Source organism: Kitasatospora sp. NPDC088742, assembly GCF_055584905.1.
Genome location: NZ_JBVJLD010000050.1, coordinates 32,157 through 52,901 on the forward strand (window position 1 = coordinate 32,157; position 20,745 = coordinate 52,901).

The 20,745-nt window shown below is 73.6% G+C and carries 16 protein-coding genes; 3 read left to right on the top strand and 13 right to left on the bottom strand.

What is annotated here, in order from left to right:
- Positions 1-28: 28 nt before the first annotated feature.
- From infB to rimP, 4 genes are all read right to left on the bottom strand, one after another.
- Complete coding sequence (gene infB, locus ACZ6ZR_RS30675) at positions 29-3,190, bottom strand: translation initiation factor IF-2 (protein WP_465647877.1); 3,162 nt, start codon at positions 3,188-3,190, stop codon at positions 29-31.
- A gap of 185 nt (positions 3,191-3,375) precedes the next feature.
- Positions 3,376-3,669 carry a YlxR family protein gene (locus ACZ6ZR_RS30680; protein ID WP_465647925.1) on the bottom strand — a complete coding sequence of 98 codons (294 nt, stop codon included), beginning with the start codon at positions 3,667-3,669 and terminating at the stop codon, positions 3,376-3,378.
- 69 nt (positions 3,670-3,738) lie between these two features.
- Positions 3,739-4,752, bottom strand: a complete 1,014-nt coding sequence (nusA, locus tag ACZ6ZR_RS30685; protein ID WP_465647878.1) for a transcription termination factor NusA — start codon at positions 4,750-4,752, stop codon at positions 3,739-3,741.
- Positions 4,753-4,798: 46 nt separating this feature from the next.
- A complete protein-coding gene (gene rimP, locus ACZ6ZR_RS30690) occupies positions 4,799-5,359 on the bottom strand; it encodes a ribosome maturation factor RimP (RefSeq protein WP_465647880.1) in 561 nt (186 codons plus the stop codon).
- A gap of 232 nt (positions 5,360-5,591) precedes the next feature.
- Between rimP and ACZ6ZR_RS30695 the strand changes: the two genes are divergently transcribed.
- Positions 5,592-6,677 carry a ferritin-like domain-containing protein gene (locus ACZ6ZR_RS30695; RefSeq protein WP_465647882.1) on the top strand — a complete coding sequence of 362 codons (1,086 nt, stop codon included), beginning with the start codon at positions 5,592-5,594 and terminating at the stop codon, positions 6,675-6,677.
- 152 nt (positions 6,678-6,829) lie between these two features.
- A complete protein-coding gene (locus ACZ6ZR_RS30700) occupies positions 6,830-7,750 on the top strand; it encodes an aminoglycoside phosphotransferase family protein (protein ID WP_465647884.1) in 921 nt (306 codons plus the stop codon).
- On the opposite strand, the gene ACZ6ZR_RS30705 is transcribed toward ACZ6ZR_RS30700, so the two are convergent.
- From ACZ6ZR_RS30705 to ACZ6ZR_RS30745, 9 genes are all read right to left on the bottom strand, one after another.
- Positions 7,723-8,283, bottom strand: coding sequence for a GNAT family N-acetyltransferase (locus tag ACZ6ZR_RS30705; protein ID WP_465647886.1), 561 nt, complete (start codon positions 8,281-8,283; stop codon positions 7,723-7,725). The genes ACZ6ZR_RS30700 and ACZ6ZR_RS30705 overlap by 28 nt on opposite strands.
- A 22-nt stretch (positions 8,284-8,305) precedes the next feature.
- A complete protein-coding gene (locus ACZ6ZR_RS30710) occupies positions 8,306-9,184 on the bottom strand; it encodes a GNAT family N-acetyltransferase (RefSeq protein WP_465647927.1) in 879 nt (292 codons plus the stop codon).
- Between the two features lie 113 nt (positions 9,185-9,297).
- Positions 9,298-10,458, bottom strand: coding sequence for a flavodoxin-dependent (E)-4-hydroxy-3-methylbut-2-enyl-diphosphate synthase (gene ispG, locus ACZ6ZR_RS30715; RefSeq protein WP_465647887.1), 1,161 nt, complete (start codon positions 10,456-10,458; stop codon positions 9,298-9,300).
- A 141-nt stretch (positions 10,459-10,599) separates the two neighbouring features.
- Entirely contained in the window at positions 10,600-11,904 is a 1,305-nt protein-coding gene (locus ACZ6ZR_RS30720) for a M50 family metallopeptidase (RefSeq protein WP_465647889.1), read from the bottom strand.
- Positions 11,905-11,942: 38 nt separating this feature from the next.
- On the bottom strand, positions 11,943-13,163 hold the full coding sequence (gene dxr / locus ACZ6ZR_RS30725) for a 1-deoxy-D-xylulose-5-phosphate reductoisomerase (RefSeq protein ID WP_465647891.1): 1,221 nt from the start codon (positions 13,161-13,163) through the stop codon (positions 11,943-11,945).
- A gap of 31 nt (positions 13,164-13,194) precedes the next feature.
- Positions 13,195-13,602 carry a hypothetical protein gene (locus tag ACZ6ZR_RS30730; RefSeq protein WP_465647893.1) on the bottom strand — a complete coding sequence of 136 codons (408 nt, stop codon included), beginning with the start codon at positions 13,600-13,602 and terminating at the stop codon, positions 13,195-13,197.
- A 106-nt stretch (positions 13,603-13,708) separates the two neighbouring features.
- Complete coding sequence (locus tag ACZ6ZR_RS30735) at positions 13,709-15,151, bottom strand: aldehyde dehydrogenase family protein (RefSeq protein ID WP_465647895.1); 1,443 nt, start codon at positions 15,149-15,151, stop codon at positions 13,709-13,711.
- Positions 15,152-15,325: 174 nt separating this feature from the next.
- Entirely contained in the window at positions 15,326-16,888 is a 1,563-nt protein-coding gene (locus tag ACZ6ZR_RS30740; protein WP_465647897.1) for a PucR family transcriptional regulator, read from the bottom strand.
- Positions 16,889-17,031: 143 nt separating this feature from the next.
- A complete protein-coding gene (locus ACZ6ZR_RS30745) occupies positions 17,032-19,074 on the bottom strand; it encodes a type IV secretory system conjugative DNA transfer family protein (RefSeq protein WP_465647899.1) in 2,043 nt (680 codons plus the stop codon).
- A gap of 219 nt (positions 19,075-19,293) precedes the next feature.
- On the opposite strand from ACZ6ZR_RS30745, the gene gabT reads away from it, so the two are divergent.
- Positions 19,294-20,634, top strand: a complete 1,341-nt coding sequence (gene gabT, locus ACZ6ZR_RS30750; protein WP_465647901.1) for a 4-aminobutyrate--2-oxoglutarate transaminase — start codon at positions 19,294-19,296, stop codon at positions 20,632-20,634.
- The last annotated feature ends 111 nt before the right edge of the window (positions 20,635-20,745 follow it).

Below are 20,745 nucleotides of genomic sequence, written 5' to 3' on the forward strand. Positions count from 1 at the left end.
CCGTCGACCGGCCCCGGCTCACACCGCGTTACGCGCGCGGCTTCTCGCGCATCTCGTAGGTCTCGATGACGTCGTCGACCTTGATGTCGTTGAACGACCCGAGCGTGACACCGGCCTCGAAGCCCTCGCGGACCTCGGTGGCATCGTCCTTGAAGCGGCGCAGACCCTCGATGGTGAGGTTCTCGGTGATGAGCTTGCCGTCGCGGATGAGGCGGGCCTTGGCGTTGCGGCGCAGCAGGCCCTCGCGGACGATGACACCCGCGATGTTGCCGAACTTGGAGGAGCGGAAGACCTCGCGGATCTCCGCGGAGCCGAGGCGCACCTCCTCGTACTCGGGCTTGAGCAGACCCTTGAGGGCGTTCTCGATCTCCTCGATGGCCTGGTAGATGACCGAGTAGTACCGGACGTCCACGCCTTCCTTCTCGGCAGCGGTACGGGCGCGGCCTTCGGCGCGCACGTTGAAGCCGATGATGATGGCGTCCGAGCCCATGGCCAGGTCGACGTCCGACTCGGTGATCGCACCGACGCCGCGGTGCAGCACCCGGAGCTCGACCTCCTCGCCCACGTCAAGCTTGACGAGGGCGTCCTCGAGGGCTTCGACGGAACCGGAGACGTCACCCTTGATGATGAGGTTGAGCTGCTCGATGGAGCCCGCTGCGATGGCCTTGTCCAGGTCCTCGAGCGAGATCCGGACCCGACGCTGCGCGAAGGCGGCGTTGCGGTCGCGGGCCGAGCGCTTCTCGGCGATCTGACGGGCCGTGCGGTCCTCGTCGACGACGATGAAGCTGTCGCCGGCGCGGGGCACCGAGGTCAGACCGAGCAGCAGCACCGGACGGGACGGGCCCGCCTCGGCGAGGCTGTTGCCGTTCTCGTCCAGCATCGCGCGGACGCGGCCGTAGGCGTCGCCGACCACGATCGAGTCACCGACGCGGAGGGTACCGCGCTGCACGAGCACGGTCGCCATGGCGCCGCGGCCCTTGTCGAGGTGGGCTTCGATCGCGATGCCCTGCGCGTCCTGCTCCGGGTTGGCCCGGAGGTCGAGCGAGGCGTCCGCGGTCAGGACCACGGCCTCGAGCAGCTGCTCGATGTTGAGGCCCTGGCGCGCGGAGATGTCGACGAACATGGTGTCGCCGCCGTACTCCTCGGCCACCAGACCGAACTCGGTCAGCTGACCGCGGACCTTGGTCGGGTCGGCACCCTCGACGTCGATCTTGTTGACCGCGACCACGATCGGCACGCCGGCGGCCTTGGCGTGGTTCAACGCCTCGACCGTCTGCGGCATGACGCCGTCGTTGGCCGCGACCACCAGGATCGCGATGTCGGTGGACTTGGCACCACGGGCACGCATGGCGGAGAACGCCTCGTGACCCGGGGTGTCGAGGAAGGTGATCGGACGCTCTTCGCCGTTGACGACGGTCGCGACCTGGTAGGCACCGATGTGCTGGGTGATGCCACCGGCCTCGCCCGCCACCACGTTGGACTTGCGGATGGCGTCGAGCAGGCGGGTCTTACCGTGGTCGACGTGACCCATGACGGTGACGACCGGCGGGCGCGCGGCCAGCATGTCCTCGTCGCCCTCGTCGGCACCGAAGTCGATGTCGAACGACTCGAGCAGCTCGCGGTCCTCGTCGTCACGGCTGACGATCTCGAGCTGGAAGCCCATCTCCTCGGCCAGCATCTGGAGCGTGTCGTCCGAGACCGACTGGGTCGCGGTGACCATCTCACCGAGGTTGAACATCACCGAGACGAGCGCGGCCGGGTTGGCGTTGATCTTCTCGGCGAAGTCCGTCAGGGACGAACCACGGGACAGGCGGACGGCCTGGCCGTTGCCGCGCGGCAGCATCACACCGCCGACGGACGGGGCCTGCATGGCCTCGTACTCCTGGCGCTTCGCCCGCTTCGACTTGCGACCACGGGCCGGACGGCCACCGGGGCCACGGCCGAACGCACCCTGCGTGCCACCACGGGCACCCGGACCACCCGGACGGCCGCTGAAGCCACCCGGACGGGCACCGCCGCCGGCGAAACCGCCGCCGCCACCGGCACCACCCGGACGCGGGCCGCCGAAGCCGCCACCGGCCGGACGCGAGCCCGGACCGGCCGGACGGCCGGCGAAACCGGGACGGGCGCCGCCGGCACCGGCACCCGGACCACCCGGACGGCCACCGGGACCACCCGGACGGCCACCGGGACCACCGGGACCGCCACCCGGGCGCGGGCCCGGACGCTGCGGCATCATGCCGGGGTTCGGACGGGGCATGCCCGAGGGGCTCGGGGCACCCGGACGCGGGCCGGCCGGACGGGGCATCCCGTCGGGACGCGGACGGTCACCACCGGGACGCGGGGCGCCACCGGCACCCGGCGCACCGGCCGGACGCGGACGGTCACCACCGGGACGCGGAGCACCACCGGCACCCGGACGGTCGCCGCCCGGACGCGGACGGTCGCCACCGGGACGCGCAGCGCCACCGGCACCCGGACGGTCGCCGCCCGGACGCGGACGGTCGCCACCGGGACGCGGGGCACCCTGGCCCGGAGCGCCCTGGCCCGCCGGACGCGGAGCGCCCGGGGCGGCCGGACGACGGTCGCCGGGGCGGCCCATGCCGGTCGCGGAGCCGGAGGTGAAGGGGTTGTTGCCCGGACGCGGGCCGGCCGGGCGCGGGCCCGGACGGGCGGACGGGTTGGCCGCCGCCGGACGCGCCGGAGCCTCAGCGGCCGGAGCCGAAGCCGAGGCCGGAGCCGGGGAGGAGAACTCCGCCGCCGGAGCCGCCGGAGCGGCCGGGGTGGCGGGACGGGCAGCCGGGCGCGGGCCCGGGGTGGGGGCGCCGGCGGCGGGCTTCGCCGCGGCGGGGGCGGCCGGCGCGGCGGGAGCCGCAGCGGCCGGGGTGGGACGGGGACCCGGCGTCGCGGCGGGCCGCGGACCAGGGGTGGGGGCACCCGGCTTGGGTGCGGCGCCACCGGCAGCACCGGTGGGCTGGGGCGCCGCGGGCTTCCGCGGGCCAGGCTTGGCAGCACCGCTGCCCGAGGGGGCAGCCACTCCCAAAGCGTCAGTCAACTTGCGCACGACCGGCGCCTCGATCGTCGAGGACGCCGAACGGACGAACTCACCCAGCTCGGTGAGCTTGGCCATGACGGCCTTGCTCTCCATGCCGAGCTCCTTGGCAAGCTCGTATACCCGGACCTTAGCCACTTCGCTCCTGTCTACGTGTCCGGGGTATTCGTCCGCCGGACCATCGCTACTTCATGGGCGTACTCATCGCGTACTCATCGAGTGCTCATCGCAATCTCGACCTACTTCCAACTCGCGAGGTACCTGACGTGGTGCGCACCGGGCGCAGGCCTGCCGGCCCGATCCGATGCTTGTTGCGGTGGTTCTCAGCCTGGCGGGATGAGCCCTGCCCGCTGCTCGACGTGCTCGCGCAGCGCCGTGGTGTCGAGCGTGCCCTGGAGCCGGAAGGCCCGGGGGAACGCCCGGCGGCGGACCGCGAGGTCGAGGCAGTTCAGGTCGGGGTGCAGATGTGCACCCCGACCCGGCAGTGCGCCGCGGAGGTCGGGAAGGCAGATGCCCTCGACCGCCACGACACGCAACAGCTGGTGCTTGGCCGCGCGCTTGCGGCAGCCCACGCAGGTGCGTTCCGGGCATGCTCGGACATGCGTCCGGCCAGACAAGCTCAAGTCTACCCCTCCGGAGGGACATGACGCCGCCCCGCCGATCGCGGTAGGACGTCTACAACGTGACTACTCGGCCCGGGATTCCCGGCGATCGTCCTCGGCGGGGGCCTCGGTGTCCGGCCGGATGTCGATCCGCCAGCCGGTCAGACGGGCTGCCAGGCGGGCGTTCTGGCCCTCCTTGCCGATCGCCAGCGAGAGCTGGTAGTCCGGCACGATCACCCGTGCGGAGCGCTGACCGTAGTCAACGATCTCCACGCTGCTCACCCGCGCGGGGGACAGCGCTGCGGCGACCATCTCGGCCGGGTCCTCGGACCAGTCCACGATGTCGATCTTCTCGCCGTGCAGCTCGGCCATCACGTTCCGCACCCGGGTGCCCATCGGGCCGATGCAGGCGCCCTTGGCGTTCAGGCCGGCCCGGCGGGACCAGACGGCGATCTTGGAGCGGTGGCCGGCCTCGCGGGCGATCGCGGCGATCTCGACGGTGCCGTCGGAGATCTCCGGGACCTCCAGCGCGAACAGCTTCCTCACCAGGCTGGGGTGGGTCCGCGACAGCGTCACGGACGGGCCGCGGACACCGCGGCGGACGGCCACCACGTAGCACTTCAGGCGGGTGCCGTGGGCGTAGACCTCGCCCGGGACCTGCTCCTGCGGCGGGAGGATGGCCTCCAGCTTGCCGATGTCGACCAGGATGTTCTTCGGGTCGTTGCCCTGCTGGACGACACCGGTGACGATGTCGCCCTCCTTGCCCGCGTACTCGCCGAAGGTCTTCTCGTCGGCGGCGTCGCGCAGGCGCTGCAGGATCACCTGCTTCGCGGTGGAGGCGGCGATCCGGCCGAAGCCGCTCGGGGTGTCGTCGAACTCCTTGGGCTCGACGCCCTCCTCCAGCTCGGAGGCGTCCTCCAGGGCCATGACGGTGACGTGCCCGGTCTTGCGGTTCAGCTCCACCCGCGCGCGGCGGCGGGAGCCCTCGGTGCGGTGGTACGCGATGAGGAGGGCCGACTCGATCGACTCGACCAACAGGTCGAACGGGATGTTCTTCTCGGTAACCAGCCCACGCAGGGCGCTCATGTCGATGTCCACGGCTACGCCTCCTCTTCTCTCTTCACGGTCATGTTCGGGGTGGTGCTCACTCGTCGTCGGCGTCTTCGCCGGTGTCGTCGTCGGAGTCCTCGACCGGAGCGGACTCGTCGAGCAGCCCCTCGTCTTCCTTGCGGTTGAACTCGACCTGCACCCGGGCGCGGGCCACCTCGGAGAACTCCAGGCGGCGCTCCTTGGGCTTGCCGCGGCCCTTCACCGGCTGCACCTCGACCAGCGCGCCGTCCTCGTCGCTCTCCAGCACCCGGGCGGTGATCTCGCCGCCGTCCACCAGGTGGATCTTGGCGAGGCGGCCGGTGGCCCGGTGCCAGTGGCGGGGCTCGCGGAGCGGGCGCTCGGCCCCCGGGGAGCCGACCTCCAGGACGTACGGGGCGGAGCCCATCACGTCCTCGGCGGCGTCCAGCTTCTCGCTGACCACCCGGCTGAACTCGGCGATCGCGTCCAGGTCGACACCGCCGTCGGCGTCCACGTCGATCTGCACCTGGCGGCGGTTGCCCGCCTGGGTGACGGTGACGTCCTCGAGGTCGAGACCGGCCTCGGCCGCCAGCGGCTCCAACAATGCGCGCAGCCGGTCAGTGGGGGTGGTGCTCATCCGGGTGACTCCTCGGCCGCGTCTGCTGTTGTCGGTAGGTGCTCGCTTCTCAGCTGAGCGGCAAGCCTATCCGGTCCCAGGCCGTTCCACCGACTCCGCTCGGCGCGCGGGCCCCGTGCGCGGGGCGCGCTGCGAGCAAGGTCACAACGGCGCCGCAGGCCGTCTGTCATGATGCACGGGCCACCGGGGGGCCGCCCACGTCCTCCCACGAGTTCACCCGGGAGCCCCACCGATGCCGTCCCTCACCCGGCGTAGCCTGCTCGCGCTCGGCGCGCTGACCGGCGCCTCGCTGCTGGTCTGCGGCTGTACCGACGAGGAGCACGGGGCGGCGGCCGAGCAGCGGCAGCGGGAGGACGCCGACCGGCCGGTGCGGGCCAGGGCGGTGGCCGACACCGACCGGCTGCTGGCCGGGTACGACGCGGTGGCCGCCACGGCCGGGGCCCAGGCCGAGCAGGTCAAGGCGCTGCGGGCCGAGGTGGCCGAGCACCGGGCCGCCCTGGCGGCCGGGCTGCCCGACGACGGCTCCGCGAGCGCCGCGGCCGCCGGCACTTCCGGTGGTGACGCGCCGGTGGGCTCCGTCGCGCAGCTGGCGGCCACCGAGCGGACCACCGCCCAGGGCCGGTTGGCGCAGCTCGCGGGCGCCTCGCCGGAGCTGGCCAAACTGCTCGCGGCGGTCGCCGCCTCGGGGGCGCTGCACGCGGCCGCGCTGGGCGACCGGACGCCGGTCGCGGTGCCCGGTGAGGGCCCGGCGGCCCCTCCGTCCGCCTCGGCCTCCGCTCCGGACACGGCCGTGCCGTCCGCGTCCCCGTCCTCCACGTCGCCCTCGTCGCCCTCGTCCTCGTCCGGATCCGCCAAGCCGGTGCCGCTGCCCGCCGCCACGGCCACCGCCCTGCAGAGCGCGCTCTCCGCCGAGCACGCCGCCATCTACGGCTACGGCGTGGTCGGCGCCCGCATCCCGGGGCCGGGGCGGGCCGAGGCGCACGCCGTGTTCGCCGCGCACCAGGCCCAGCGGGACACCTGGCAGCGGCGGCTCACCGCCGGGTCGGCCACCCCGACCGCCGCCGCGGCCGGGTACCAGCTGCCCTTCCCGGTGAACAGCCCGGAGACCGCCCGCCAGCTGGCCGCCCACATCGAGGTCCAGCTCACCGGCGTGTACGCGGGCCTGGTCGCCGCCGCCACCGGCGAGCTGCGGCAGAGCGCGGCCACCGCGCTGCGCGAGGCCGCGCTGAACGCCCGCCGCTGGGGCGGCGAGCTCACCGCCTTCCCCGGCCTCCCGGCCGTCGGCGCCTCGTCGTCCCCGTCCCCGTCGGCCTCCTGAGACCGCCTCAACCACCCGGCCGGCTACCGGTCCTGACGGACCGTCCGTACGCCACGCCGGGCCGCTGACCAGCGGTTTCGCCGCCATGGCCGACAATGAACGGGCGCACCGCCGCACCGGCCCGGCCGGGCGGCGCCAACCGAGAGGCCAGCATGTCGGCAGCAGCAGGGCAGCAGATCACCGTCCCGGCGCGGCTCACGGAGGCCGTCCGGTCCCGGTACGGCGCCGAGGGTGCGGCCTGGCTGGCCGCCCTGCCCGAGCTGGTCCGCGCCGGGCTGGAGCGCTGGGAGCTCACCCCGGAGCGGGTGGTGGAGCCCGGCGGCCGGCTCTCCCTGGTCTGCACCGTACGGCGGGACGACGGCTCCCCGGCCGTCCTGAAGACCTCCCTGCCCACCCCCGAGAACGCGCGGGAGCACGCCGCCCTCTCGCACTGGGCCGGACGCGGCGCCGTGCTGGCGCTGGCCGCCGAACCGGCCGACGGCGCCATGCTGTTGGAGCGTCTGCACGGGGACATCCCGCTGCGCTCGCTGGCCGAGGCCAAGGCCATGCTGGAGGCGGCCGGCCTGCTGCAGCGGCTCTGGGTCGCCCCGCCGGACGGCCACGCCTTCGCCCCGCTCGCCGAACGGGTCGCCGAGCTGGCGGACGGCCTCCGGCGGCGGCGCGAACTCGCCCCGGAGGCGAGGCCGTTGGCCGACGAGGCGGTGGAGCTGGCCACCGGCCTGCTGAGCTCCGCCCCGGAGTCGTACCTGCTGCACGGCGACTTCCACCACGGCAAGGTGCTGGCCGCCGACCGCTCCCCCTGGCTGGCCGTCTCCCCCCGCCCGTTGGCCGGCGAACGCGCCTGGGACCTGGCCCGGCTGGCCCAGGACCGGATGGACACCCTGGCCGGCTCCCCCGGCCAGCGCGGCGCCGTACGCCGCCGCCTCCACCAGCTCGCCGACGCCGTCGAGGTGGACCACGAGCGGCTGCGCGGCTGGACCCTCTTCCGTACCGTCGAGGCCGGCCTGCGCCACCTGGAGGCGGGCGCCACCGACACCGCCGAGCTCTACCTGGAGTTCGCCGACTGGCTCTGAAGCAGCGGTAGTTGAGCCCCCATCACCGCGTACGGCCGGACGGTGTTCGGGAAGACCACCATCCGCGCCAGGTCCCGGTACCCCAGCGCGCGGTAGAGCCGGCGGGCCGGTGTCTCCGCGTCGATCGCCGACAGGATGCTGCGCCGCGCCCCCGACCGCTCCGTCAGGGTCCGGATCAGCCCGCTCCCCACCCCCTGCCCCTGGAACCCGGGCAGCACGTGCAGTTCGGTCACCGCGAAGGTCCCGTCCAGCCAGTCACCGTGTCCGTTGCGCTCCAGGTGCGGCTCGATCACCGTGCTCCACCAGTGCTCACGCCGGTTCGGCATCCCGTACCCGAACCCCACCAACCGCCGCCCGCTGAACGCCCCGTAGGCCAGCACCCCGGGCTGCAGCGCGTGCCGACGCACGATCTGGAGCCGCACCGCCACCTCGTCGGCACTCAGCCCGAAGGCGACCGCCTGCACCTCCAGTGCCTCCGCCGCCCACTCCGCCAAATCGACGGCCTCGATCGTCACCTCGGTCAGCTGCTCCATGCCCCGGACGTTACTCCCTGCGTCAGAACAGGACGCTCATGAAGGCGCCGACCTCGCGGAAGCCGACCCGGGTGTAGGCGGCGCGGGCGCGCAGGTTGTAGTCGTTGACGTAGAGCGAGACGGTCGGCGCGACCTCGCGCAGGGCGGTCTCCAGGACGGCGGCCATGCCGGTGACGGAGTGGCCCCGGCCGCGGTGGGCGGGGGCGACCCAGACGCCCTGGATCTGGCAGGCGCCGGCGGTGACGGCGCCGATCTCGGCCTTGAAGACGACCGAGCCGTCCTCGGCGAAGCGGGCGAACGAGCGGCCGCCGCCGACCAGTTCGGCGACCCTGGCCTGGTAGAGGAGGCCGCCGTCGCCGGCCAGCGGGGAGATGCCGACCTCTTCGGTGAACATCGCGACGCAGGCCGGCATCAGGGCGTCGACCTCGTTCCTGCGGACCCGGCGGACCAGCGGGTCGGGGGTGATCGGGGCCGGGGCGGGGCTCTGGGTGGCCATCAGCGGCTGGTGGGCGCGGACCTCGCGGGCGGGGCCCCAGCTGCGCTCCAGGCAGGCCCAGAGGGAGGCGGTGGGCCCGGCCGGGCCGACGATGGAGGAGCAGCGGCGGCCCTGGCGGCGGGCGCGTTCGGCGAAGGCGCGGACGGCCTCGGGGCCGGCGTTGACGAGCACCAGGTTGGCCCCGGCGTAGCAGAGCGACTCCAGCCGGCCGTCGGTGTCGTACCAGCCCCACATCTCGCCGCCGAGCCGCCACGGGTCGAGCCCGACGGCCTCCACCCGGGTGGCGACGAAGGCGTTGGCGACCGGGTCCCGGTGCAGGATCTCCAGTGCCTCGTCGAGGTCCTGGGGGTCGAGCACCCGGGTGGTCGCCAGGGCCCGGGCCACCTGGAACGGGCCGGGGAGCATCACACCTCGATCGAGCACGGGCACCTCACCACTAGGAACGCTTGTCGCACCCTACTCCGCCCGCCCCACCGGAGAGGAGGTGCGAGCAAGGTGCCCGCACCTCCCTGGGATCACTACTCGGCCGCGGTCACGACCGGGGCGCCGGACTCCACGCCGTCGGCCTGCATCTGCTCGGCGAGCTTGAGGGCCTCCTCGATCAGGGTCTCGACGATCTTCGACTCGGGGACGGTCTTGATGACCTCGCCCTTGACGAAGATCTGGCCCTTGCCGTTGCCGGAGGCGACGCCGAGGTCGGCCTCGCGGGCCTCGCCCGGGCCGTTCACGACGCAGCCCATGACGGCGACCCGCAGCGGCACCTCCATGCCCTCCAGGCCGGCGGTGACCTCCTCGGCGAGCTTGTAGACGTCGACCTGGGCGCGGCCGCAGGACGGGCAGGAGACGATCTCCAGGCCGCGCTGACGGAGGTTCAGCGACTCCAGGATCTGGATGCCGACCTTGATCTCCTCGGCCGGCGGCGCGGAGAGCGAGACCCGGATGGTGTCGCCGATGCCCTCGGCCAGCAGGGCGCCGAAGGCGACCGCCGACTTGATGGTGCCCTGGAACGCCGGGCCGGCCTCGGTGACGCCGAGGTGCAGCGGGTAGTCGCAGGCGGCGGCCAGCTGGCGGTAGGCGTTGATCATCACGACCGGGTCGTTGTGCTTGACCGAGATCTTGATGTCGCGGAAGTCGTGCTCCTCGAACAGCGAGCACTCCCAGAGCGCGGACTCCACCAGCGCCTCGGGGGTGGCCCGGCCGTACTTCTCCAGCAGGCGCTTGTCGAGCGAGCCGGCGTTCACGCCGATCCGGATCGGCGTGCCGGCGTCCTTGGCGGCCTTGGCGATCTCGCCGACCTTGTCGTCGAACTGCTTGATGTTGCCCGGGTTGACCCGGACCGCGGCGCAGCCGGCGTCGATCGCGGCGAAGACGTACTTGGGCTGGAAGTGGATGTCCGCGATCACCGGGATCTGCGACTTCTTGGCGATGACCGCCAGCGCGTCGGCGTCGTCCTGGGTGGGCACGGCCACCCGCACGATCTGGCAGCCGGAGGCGGTCAGCTGGGCGATCTGCTGCAGCGTGGCGTTGATGTCGGAGGTGACGGTGGTGGTCATCGACTGGACCGAGACCGGGGCGTCTCCGCCGACCGGGACGTTGCCGACCATGATCTGCCGGGAGACGCGACGGGTGGCCAGCGGCTTGAGCGGCAGGGACGGAATTCCGAGCGAGATCGCGGACATGTACGCAGGTTCCCCATGGGTGCGGTGGTGGTCCGGCCATCGGCTCCGGCCGGGCCGGGCGCTCCGGAAGTCACGGGGCGCCCGGCGTCCAACGGTACGGCACGGGCGAGGTGGCCCATGCACGTACCCGACGGAACCTGGTCAGTTCAGGCGGATGGGGTTGACAAGGTCGGCCACCATCACCAGCGCTGTGAAGCAGATGAACACACCGGCCACCACGTACGCGGCCGGCATCAGCTTCGCCACGTCGAAGGGGCCCGGGTCGGGGCGGCGGAACAGCGCGGCCCAGCGGCGGCGGACCGACTCCCAGAGGGCGCCCGCGATGTGGCCGCCGTCCAGCGGGAGCAGCGGGAGCATGTTGAAGAGGAAGAGCGAGAGGTTGATGCCGGCCAGCAGGTTGATCAGGCCGGTCACCTTGGTCGCGGCCGGGATGTCCATCTCGAACATCTCGCCGCCGATCCGGGCCGCGCCGACCATGCCCATCGGGGAGTCCGCCGGGCGCGGGTCGTCGCTGACGATGGCGTGCCACAGGCCCGGGATCTTGCCGGGCAGGGCGATCAGCGAGGAGACGCCGGTCTTGGCCATGGTGGCCATCTGGTCGGCGCTCTCACCGAGCGTCAGGGGCTGCATGACCTGGCGCGGGGCGAAGCCGAGGAAGCCGGCCGTGACGGTCTCGCCCTTGACCGGGGAGCCGTCCTTGTCGACCTTCTGAACGACGTTCTCGGCCGGGGTCGCGGTCAGGGTGACGCGCTCGCCGCCGCGCTCGACCACGATCGGCACGGTCTTCTTGGGGGCCTTGCGGATCTCGGCCTGGAGCTGCTTGTAGTCGGTGACCGGGACGCCGTCGAAGGAGACGAAGACGTCGCCCTCCCGCAGCCCGGCCTGCCGGGCCGGGCTCGGGGCCGCGTCGTCGGGGCACTTGTCGGTCGACTCGCCCACCTTCACCACGCACGCGTTGACGTACGAGACGGTCGGCACGGCGGTCAGCAGGCCGACGCCCATGAGCACGGTCAGGAAGAGCCCGATCGCCAGGATCAGGTTCATGAACGGGCCGGCGAACATCACGATGACGCGCTTCCACGGCTTCCGGGTGTAGAACATCCGGTCCTCGTCGCCGGGCTTGATCTCCTCGTAGGAGGCCTCCCGGGCGTCCTCGATCATGGTCCGCCAGGGCGAGCTGGAGCGCTGGGTGATCCGGCCGTCCTCGCCCGGCGGGAACATCCCGATCATCCGGATGTACCCGCCGAGCGGGATCGCCTTGAGGCCGTACTCGGTCTCGCCCTTCTTCCGGGACCAGACGGTGCGGCCGAAGCCGACCATGTACTGCGGCACCCGGATGCCGAAGAGCTTGGCGGTCGAGAGGTGGCCCAGCTCGTGCCAGGCGATCGAGAACAGCAGGCCCGCGAAGAAGAGCAGGATGCCCAGACCCCACCACACCAATGTCACCGCTGAGCCTCCGTCATGCCGATCCCCAGTTCTGCTCGCTAGCCCGCTGCCAGCTCGCGGGCCCGGGCGCGTGCCCAGGTCTCCGCGTGGAGTACGTCCTCCACCGTGAGCGAAGTTCCCACCGTGTGTTCGGACACCACCTTCGCCACAGTGTCCACGATTCCGGTGAAAGGCAGCCGCCCGTTCAGGAAAGCGTCCACGCACTCCTCGTTGGCGGCGTTGAAGACCGCCGGGGCGGTCCCGCCGAGCGTACCCACCTCGCGGGCCAGGTCGACGGCCGGGAAGGCCTCGGTGTCGAGCGGGAAGAACTCCCAGGTGGCGGCCTTGGTCCAGTCGCAGCCGGGGGCGGCGTCCGGCACCCGGTCGGGCCAGCCGAGGCCGAGCGCGATGGGCATCCGCATGTCCGGCGGGCTGGCCTGGGCCAGGGTGGAGCCGTCGGTGAACTCGACCATCGAGTGGACGACCGACTGGGGGTGCACCACCACGTCGATCCGGTCGAACGGGACGTCGTAGAGCAGGTGCGCCTCGATCACCTCCAGGCCCTTGTTGACCAGGGTGGCGGAGTTGATGGTGACCACCGGGCCCATCGCCCAGGTCGGGTGGGCCAGCGCCTGATCCGGCGTCACCGCGGCCAGCTCGTCCCGGCTGCGGTTGCGGAACGGGCCGCCGCTGGCGGTGACCACCAGGCGGCGCACCTCGGAGCGGGTGCCGCCGGCCAGTGCCTGGAAGAGCGCGGCGTGCTCGGAGTCCACCGGCACGATCTGGCCGGGCTTGGCGACGGCCTTGACCAACGGGCCGCCGACGATCAGCGACTCCTTGTTGGCCAGCACCAGCACCCGGCCGGCCCGCAGGGCTGCCAGGGTGGGCCGCAGGCCGATCGAGCCGGTGATGCCGTTGAGCACCGAGTGGCACTCCGTCGCGGCCAGCTCGGTGGCCGCGTCGGGGCCCGCCAGCACCTCGGGCAGCGGACGTCCGGCCGCTCCGGCGGCGAGAGCCTCGCGCAGCGCCGGGACGGCGGCCTCGTCGGCCACCGCCACGGTGTGCACGCCCAGCCGGAGCGCCTGCTCGGCGAGCAGGGCGACCCGGCCGCCGGCCGCCGAGAGGGCGACCACCTTGAACCGGCCGGGATTGCGCAGCACCACGTCGATGGCCTGGGTGCCGATCGAGCCGGTCGATCCGAGGATCACCAGCTCCCGGGGACCCTCCGGGTCCCTGACGACGGGTGAGAAACGCAGCTGCGGGTGGGCGAGCGAAGTCATGCGCCCCATTGTGTCCTGTCCGACGGGGCGTTCACTGCCAGGCCCAGAGCGTCCCCTCGGCCTTGCCGTCCGCGGCCACCTCCCACTCGAAGACCCCGACCTTGCCGCGCAGCCCGGCGAACTCGGGCGAGGCGCTGGTGTAGATCAGCGCGCCGCGCCAGCTGTTGCCGCCGCTCTCGGTGAAGCTGCCGACGCCCCAGCCGTGCCAGGTGGCGTTCGCGCCGCCCGGTCCCATCAGCACGCCGTGGCCCTCGCCCTCCAGCGTCCCGTCGGCGCGCATCCGCCCCTCGTACGTCCCCATGTCCCGCACCTCGACGCCGAGCAGCGTGCCGCCCGCCGTGAACGAGGTCTCCACCGTCGGGGCCAGCCCGTGCTCTCCCCCGACCACCCGCCGAACGGTGATCGTCCCCGACTCCTGTCCGATGAGGTCACCCAGCATGACGACCTCCCTTCCTGTCCTTCCGGACTACGCCCGCCCGGAGGGGGTGTCAAGACAGGCCGATGCCCCGTCACCAGCGGTCGGTGACGGGGCATCAGAGGGTGACTCAGAGGTCGAGGCCGGTGAGGACCATGACCTTCTCGTAGGTGAAGTCGCCCATCGCGTACTTGACGCCCTCGCGGCCGACGCCGGAGTCCTTGACGCCGCCGTACGGCATCTGGTCGGCGCGGTAGGACGGGGCGTCACCGATGATCACGCCGCCGACCTGGAGGACCTGGTGGGCCTTGAAGGCGGCCTGCAGGTCGCGGGTGAAGACGCCGGTCTGGAGACCGAACGGCGAGTCGTTGACCAGCGCGAAGGCCTCGTCGGTGGACTCCACCTTGTGCAGCGAGAGCACCGGGCCGAAGACCTCGGCCTTGGCCAGGATCGCGTCCCCGGGCAGCTCGGCCAGCACGGTGGGGGCGTAGGTGGCACCCTCGCGGGTGCCGCCGGCCAGCAGCTTGGCGCCCTTGGTGACGGCGTCCTCGACCCAGGCCTCGACGCGCTCGGCGGCCTTCTCGTCCACCAGCGGGCCGACGTCCACCGCGTCGTCCGACGGGTCACCGGTGACCTGGGCGCCGACCTTGGCGACGACCTTCTCCACCAGGGCGTCGTAGACCGAGGCGTCGGCGATCACGCGCTGCACCGAGATGCAGGACTGGCCGCCCTGGTAGTTGGAGAACATCGCGATCCGGGTGGCGGCCCACTCCAGGTCGGCCTCGGAGGACCAGTCGGCGAGCACCACGGCGGCGGCGTTGCCGCCGAGCTCCAGGGTGACGTGCTTGCGCGGCACCGAGTCCATGATCTGGTAGCCGACCTTGTCCGAACCGGTGAAGGAGATCACCGGCAGGCGCTCGTCCTTGACCAGGGCCGGCATCTTCTCGTTCTCGACCGTCAGCACCGACCAGGAGCCGGCCGGCAGCTCGGTCTCGGCCAGGATCTCGCCGAGCACCAGCGCGGAGAGCGGGGTGGCCGGGGCCGGCTTGAGGATGATCGGGGCGCCGACCGCGATCGCCGGGGCGACCTTGTGGGCGACCAGGTTCAGCGGGAAGTTGAACGGGGCGATGCCCAGCACCACGCCGCGCGGGAAGCGCCGCACCACCGCGAAGCGGCCCACGCCGCCCGGGTCGGTGTCCAGCCGCATGGTCTCGCCGTTGGTCCGGCGGGCCTCCTCGGCGGCCCAGCGGAACACCGAGGCGGCACGGCCGACCTCGCCACGGGCCCACTTGATCGGCTTGCCGTTCTCGGCGGTGATCAGGCGGGCGATCTCCTCGGTCCGCTCGGTCAGCCGGCGGGCGACGTGGTCCAGCGCGGTGGCCCGCACGTGCGCGGGGGTGGCGGCCAGGGCCGGGGCGACCGCGACGGCGGCGTCCAGCGCCTCCTCGACCTGGGCGTCGGTCGGGATGCTGACCTTGCCGACCAGGCTGCCGTCGTACGAGTGGCGGACCTCGAACTCGGCGTCGCCCGAGGCCTTGCGGCCGGCCAGCCAGAACTCATGGGTGGTGGTCACGGTCGTACCGGCCCTCTCTGTCGTCGTGTGGTGCTCTACCGGAACCACGGTAGGGGCGCACCCGGGCGAGCAGGATTGGACACGGCGGCGAAGTGGCCCCGGCCCGCACTACCGACTGGCGTAGCGGTCCGTCAGGTCCGGCCCCGGCGCGGACCGGCGCGGGACCGGCCGGTCTCAGTCCTCGCCCGCGCGCAGCGCCAGCCAGAGCTCCATCCGGACGTCGGTGTCGTCCAGCGAGCGGCCGAGCAGCTCCTCGACCCGCTTCATCCGGTAGCGCAGGGTGTGCCGGTGCACGCCCAGGTCGGCGGCGGCCGCGTCCCACTGGCCGTGCCGGGAGAGCCAGGCGCGCAGCGAGGCGACCAGGTCGCCTCGGGCGGTGCGGTCGTGCTCGCGCAGCGGGCGCAGCAGTCCCTCGGCGAAGGCGGTGACGGCCTCCTCGCCGAGCAGCGGCAGCAGCGAACCGGCGCCGACCTCCTCGTGGTCCACCGAGCGGCGCCCGCCGCGCAGCGCGACCGCGAGGGCCCGCTCGGCCTGGGCGAAGGCGGTGCCCGCCTCCTCCACCGTGCAGGGGGCGGAGACGCCGAGCGCCACGCCCTCGTGCTCCTCGGCCGCGCCCAGGCAGGCCCGGTGGGCGGAGCCGCCGTCGGGGGCCAGCACGGTGAGGCGGGGGCCGTGCGGCCCCTCCTCGCGGGAGACCAGCAGCCGCTCGCCGACCCGGCTGCCGGCCTGCTCGGCCCGGTCGCCGAGCTCGTTCAGCGCCTCCGGGTCGCCGTTCGGGCCCAGACCGCCGACCAGCACCCGGACGGTGCCCTCGGGCAGACCGCCGAACAGCCCGGCCGCGACCTGACGGGCCGTCGCCGCCTCGCCGGCCAGCACCATGCCGAGCAGCGCGGCGCCCATCCGCTCCTCGGCCTGCCGCAGCTCGCGGGAGCGCTCCAGGGTGAGGGTGAGCAGGGCGACGGCCGCGTTCAGCACGTAGCGCTCGGTGGGGGTGATCCGGTCCTCGGTGCCGACCGCGAGGAAGCCGCGGGCGCGGCGGTCGGCGCCGAGCGACTGGACCACCACGTAGTCCTCGTCGGCGGTGTCGATGCCGGGGGCGCGGCCCTGGAGGGCGGCGCTGGACGGGGCCGGGCGGCGGCGCAGCCGGTCCACCTCGGCGGCCAGCCGGCCGGCCCGGCGGGCGGCCCAGTCGGGGGCGACGGCGGAGAGCGCGCCGGAGCCGTCGTAGAGCGCGGCCCAGCCGCCGAGGCGGGCGGCCAGGCGGCGGACCACCGCGGTGGTGCCGTCCTTGCCGAGCGCGGCCCTGGTCAGCTCCTCCTGGGCCTCGAAGCTGGTGGTGACGGCCTCGTACTGCTCGGCAGCGAGCGCGGCCGAGACGGCCTTGCTGATCGCGATGAACGGGGTGGCCTCCGGCACCCGCAGCAGCGGCAGGCCGCGCTGGGCGGCGGCGTCCACCAGGGCCTGCGGCACCTCGGTGTGCGAGAGCCCGACGCCCAGGCCGAGCCCGACCACGCCCGCGTCGGCCAGCCGGTGCACGTACGCCTGGAGCTTGGCGGCCGCCTTGCCCAGCTTGATGCCCGTGGTGAGCAGCAGCTCCCCGCCCTCCAGGAAGGGCGTGGGATCGTCCAGCTCGCTGGTGTGCACCCAGCGGACCGGCCGCTCCAGGTGGTCCGCGCCAGCGAGGACCGTCAGGTGGAGCGAGCTGTTGCGGACGACGGAGGCGAGTGTGGGGGGCATGGCACCTTCGGAGTGTTTGCCGCCGGGGACGCGCCGTTGCGGCCTGGCGAGGAGGGCTTCTCCTCCCATTATGGACGCTCCGGACAACGCGGCGGACCGAATCCTCCGGACCGTAGTCCGCCGTCCGGGCGCCGCTGCGGTACTCAGCCCCTCAGGTCGACCAGCAGCGGCGGGACCTGATCACCCGTCACCGAGGCCAGCGAGATCACCGCGTGCCCGCTCGGCAGCGCGTGCGCCAGGTCGGAGGGCGACCAGCGGTGCCGCTCGACGTCCCGCACGGTGACGCTCTCGGTCTGCGCGGCCGTGCCCGACAGCGCCTTGCGCAGGCCCCGGCCGGCCTTGCGGAACATCCCGCCGGAGGTGTCGGGGGTGTGCGTGACGGCGGTCTCGCGGACCAGGTGGGTGCCCCAGGCCTCGGAGAACAGCTTGCCGTCCCAGGGCGCGATACCGGGGAAGGCCATCCGGCAGCCGACCGCGCCGAACAGCGCGGTGCGCAGCGCCTCCGGCAGGTCCACCAGGGTGCGCAGCAGCAGCACCGCGCCCGCATTGGCCCCGCGCATGCCCTGCAGGCCGCGGATCACGTGCGCGTCCACCGCCGCCGAGGCGTCGTCCACCACCAGGCCGGCGAACAGCGCCCGCTCGGTACGGGCCGAGGCCGCCTGGACGAACTGGCCGGTGAGCAGCCGCGACAGCATCCGGGCGGCCTCCGGGTGGCTGCGCCCGGGCAGCTTCACCCGGACCCGCAGCGGGTGGTCCAGCGCCCGCATGGCGAAGGCCGGCCGGCCCGGGCCGTCGCCCGGGAAGTGCCCGGCGAAGGCCGGGCGGTCCAGCAGGGCCAGCCGGTCGGCGAGCAGCGCGCCGGGGTCGTCGGCCCGGCCGTGCTGGCGCTCCCGGTGCTGGAGGTCGGCCTCGTGCGGGGCCAGCAGGCCTTCGCCCGCGAGGACCTGACGGAGCGTCGCCCAGGCCTCCGGCTCACCACCGAGCAGGGCTCGCAGCTCCCGCACCCCGGGGTAGCGGCCGTGCGCGGCGTGGAACGGGCCGACGGTCTGCTGGAGCGCGGCCCGGGCGGACTCGCCGCGCGGCGAAAGCTCGTCCGGCAGCAGCGCGTCGGCCAGCCGGGCGGCCGCCTCGTCCACCTCGGCGGCGGCGCCGAACAGGTCGAGCCCGTACGGGGAGGACGGGTCGCCCGGGGCGATCACCACGTCGTACCAGTCGTCCGGGCCGAGGTCGGCCTCCGCGGCGCCGAGCACCACCGCGCAGGCGGTGCCGGCCAGCGCCTGGAGGCAGAGCGCCTCGGCCAGCGGACGGGCCAGCCCGGCGGTCTTGCCGGTGCCGGCCGGGCCGACCGCCAGCAGCGAGGTGCCGAGCAGGGCGGGGTCGAGGGCGAAGCCGGTGGCCCGGTGGGTCTGCGGGTTCTTCACCACGTCCTGGGCGGCGCCGAGCCGGACCTGACGGGTCAGCAGGTCGTGGCCGGGGCCGCGGCCGGTCAGGTCGCGGGCCTCGGAGGGGTGCGCGCAGGCGGCGCCGCCGCGGGCCGCGACCTCGTCGGTGAAGGCGGAGAGCAGCGCCGGGTCCTGCCGGACGGTCTCCCAGCCGCGCTGGATCCGGACGTAGTCGACGTCGCCGACCGGGCGGCCGTCCAGCAGCCGGGCCGCGTCGGCGCCGCCGCCGTGGCGCAGCGCGGCCCACGGGTCGGCCGGGCCGGCGGGCTCGGCGTCCTCGGGCGGCTGCTCCTGGGTGACGGTGCGGGCCAGCAGCGGGGCGACCCAGCGGCGCCAGACCTCGGGCCAGCGGCCCATCCGGCCGAAGACCCGGATCACCACGGCGAGCACCAGGCCGTTGACCACCAGCAGGGCGATCACCGAGGTGGCCTGGCCGAGGCCGTCCAGCAGGCCGAGCAGGTCCAGCAGCCAGAAGACCAGCTCGACGCCGTAGAGGTAGGCGATCCAGGCGACCACCGCGTTCAGCACCGCCCGCCACAGCAGCGGGGCGGCCGGGACGGCGGCGGCCTCGCGGTCGGCCTCGGTGCGCTGACGGTGGCTCAGCCGCCAGATGCCCGGGGCGAGTTCGGGTCTGGGCGCGCTCACCCAGGCGGCGAGGTCGAACGGTGCGACGCCGCGCTGCGGCGGCACCACGGCCTGGGCCTGGTCGGCCGCCCGCTGCCCGTAGGTCCCGTCCAGTCCCATGTGGCGGCCCCGCTCCCTCTGCCCGCGCTCCCCCGTTGGAAGGTCGGCACCAATGTAGTGGAGCGGGGGCTCGCCGTAACTGATCTCGGCGGGTGGCCGCCCCGGACAATTCGGGTGGCTGAGTGCTACCGAGTGGCGCATGCCCACCGGCCGTACCCGGCCGTAGCCTGCGAGGACCGCGCCTCGTAATTCCGGGCCCCTAGACATGGAGAACACACGATGAGCACTGCAACGCCGCTTCCGCAGGAGCGTCGCCTGGTCACCGCGATCCCGGGCCCGAAGTCGCAGGAGCTGCAGGCCCGCAAGCTGGGCGCGGTTGCGGCCGGCGTCGGCACCACCCTGCCGGTGTACGTCTCGCGCGCCGGCGGCGGCGTGCTGGAGGACGTGGACGGCAACTCGCTGATCGACTTCGGCTCCGGCATCGCCGTGACCAACGTCGGCAACAGCGCGGCCGCCGTGGTCGCCAAGGCCACCGCGCAGCTGGAGGCGTTCACCCACACCTGCTTCATGGTGACCCCGTACGAGGGCTACGTGGCCGTGGCCGAGCAGCTCAACGAGCTGACCCCGGGCGACCACGAGAAGCGCACCGCGCTGTTCAACTCCGGCGCCGAGGCCGTCGAGAACGCGGTCAAGATCGCCCGCGCGTACACCAAGCGCACCGCCGTCGTGGTCTTCGACCACGGCTACCACGGCCGCACCAACCTCACCATGGGCATGACGGCGAAGAACATGCCGTACAAGCAGGGCTTCGGCCCGTTCGCCCCCGAGGTCTACCGCGTCCCGGTCGCCTACCCCTACCGCTGGCTGACCGGCGCCGAGAACTGCGCCCCCGAGGCCGCCGCCCAGGCGATCGACCTGATCAACAAGCAGATCGGCGCGGAGAACGTCGCGGCGATCGTCATCGAGCCGATCCAGGGCGAGGGCGGCTTCATCGAGCCGGCCAAGGGCTTCCTGCCGGCCATCGTCGAGTACGCCAAGGCCAACGGCATCGTCTTCGTCGCCGACGAGATCCAGACCGGCTTCTGCCGCACCGGCCAGTGGTTCGCCTGTGACGACGAGGGCATCGTCCCGGACCTGATCACCACCGCCAAGGGCATCGCCGGCGGTCTGCCGCTGGCCGCGGTGACCGGCCGCGCCGAGATCATGGACGCCGCGCACGCGGGCGGCCTGGGCGGCACCTACGGCGGCAACCCGGTGGCCTGCGCCGCCGCGCTCGGCTCCATCGAGACCATGAAGTCCGAGGACCTGAACGGCAAGGCGCGGCACATCGGCGAGGTCATGCTCGGCCGTCTGCGCGAGATGGCCGAGAAGTTCGACGTGATCGGCGAGGTCCGCGGCCGCGGCGCGATGATCGCGGTCGAGCTGGTCAAGCCGGGCACCAAGGACCCGAACCCGGAGTTCACCGCCGCCGTGGCCAAGGCCTGCCACGCCGAGGGCCTGGTCGTGCTGACCGCCGGCACCTACGGCAACGTGCTGCGCTTCCTGCCGCCGCTGGTGATGCCGGAGCACCTGCTGGTCGAGGGCCTGGACATCATCGAGAGCGCCTTCGCGGCGGTCTGACCCACGGTCAGGTGAAGGGCCCGGTCCGCGCGGACCGGGCCCCTCCGCTTGCTCGCTCCGATGCGCTTGGCGGATGCTCACGGTGGATGCGCGCGCTGGATGCGCGCGCTG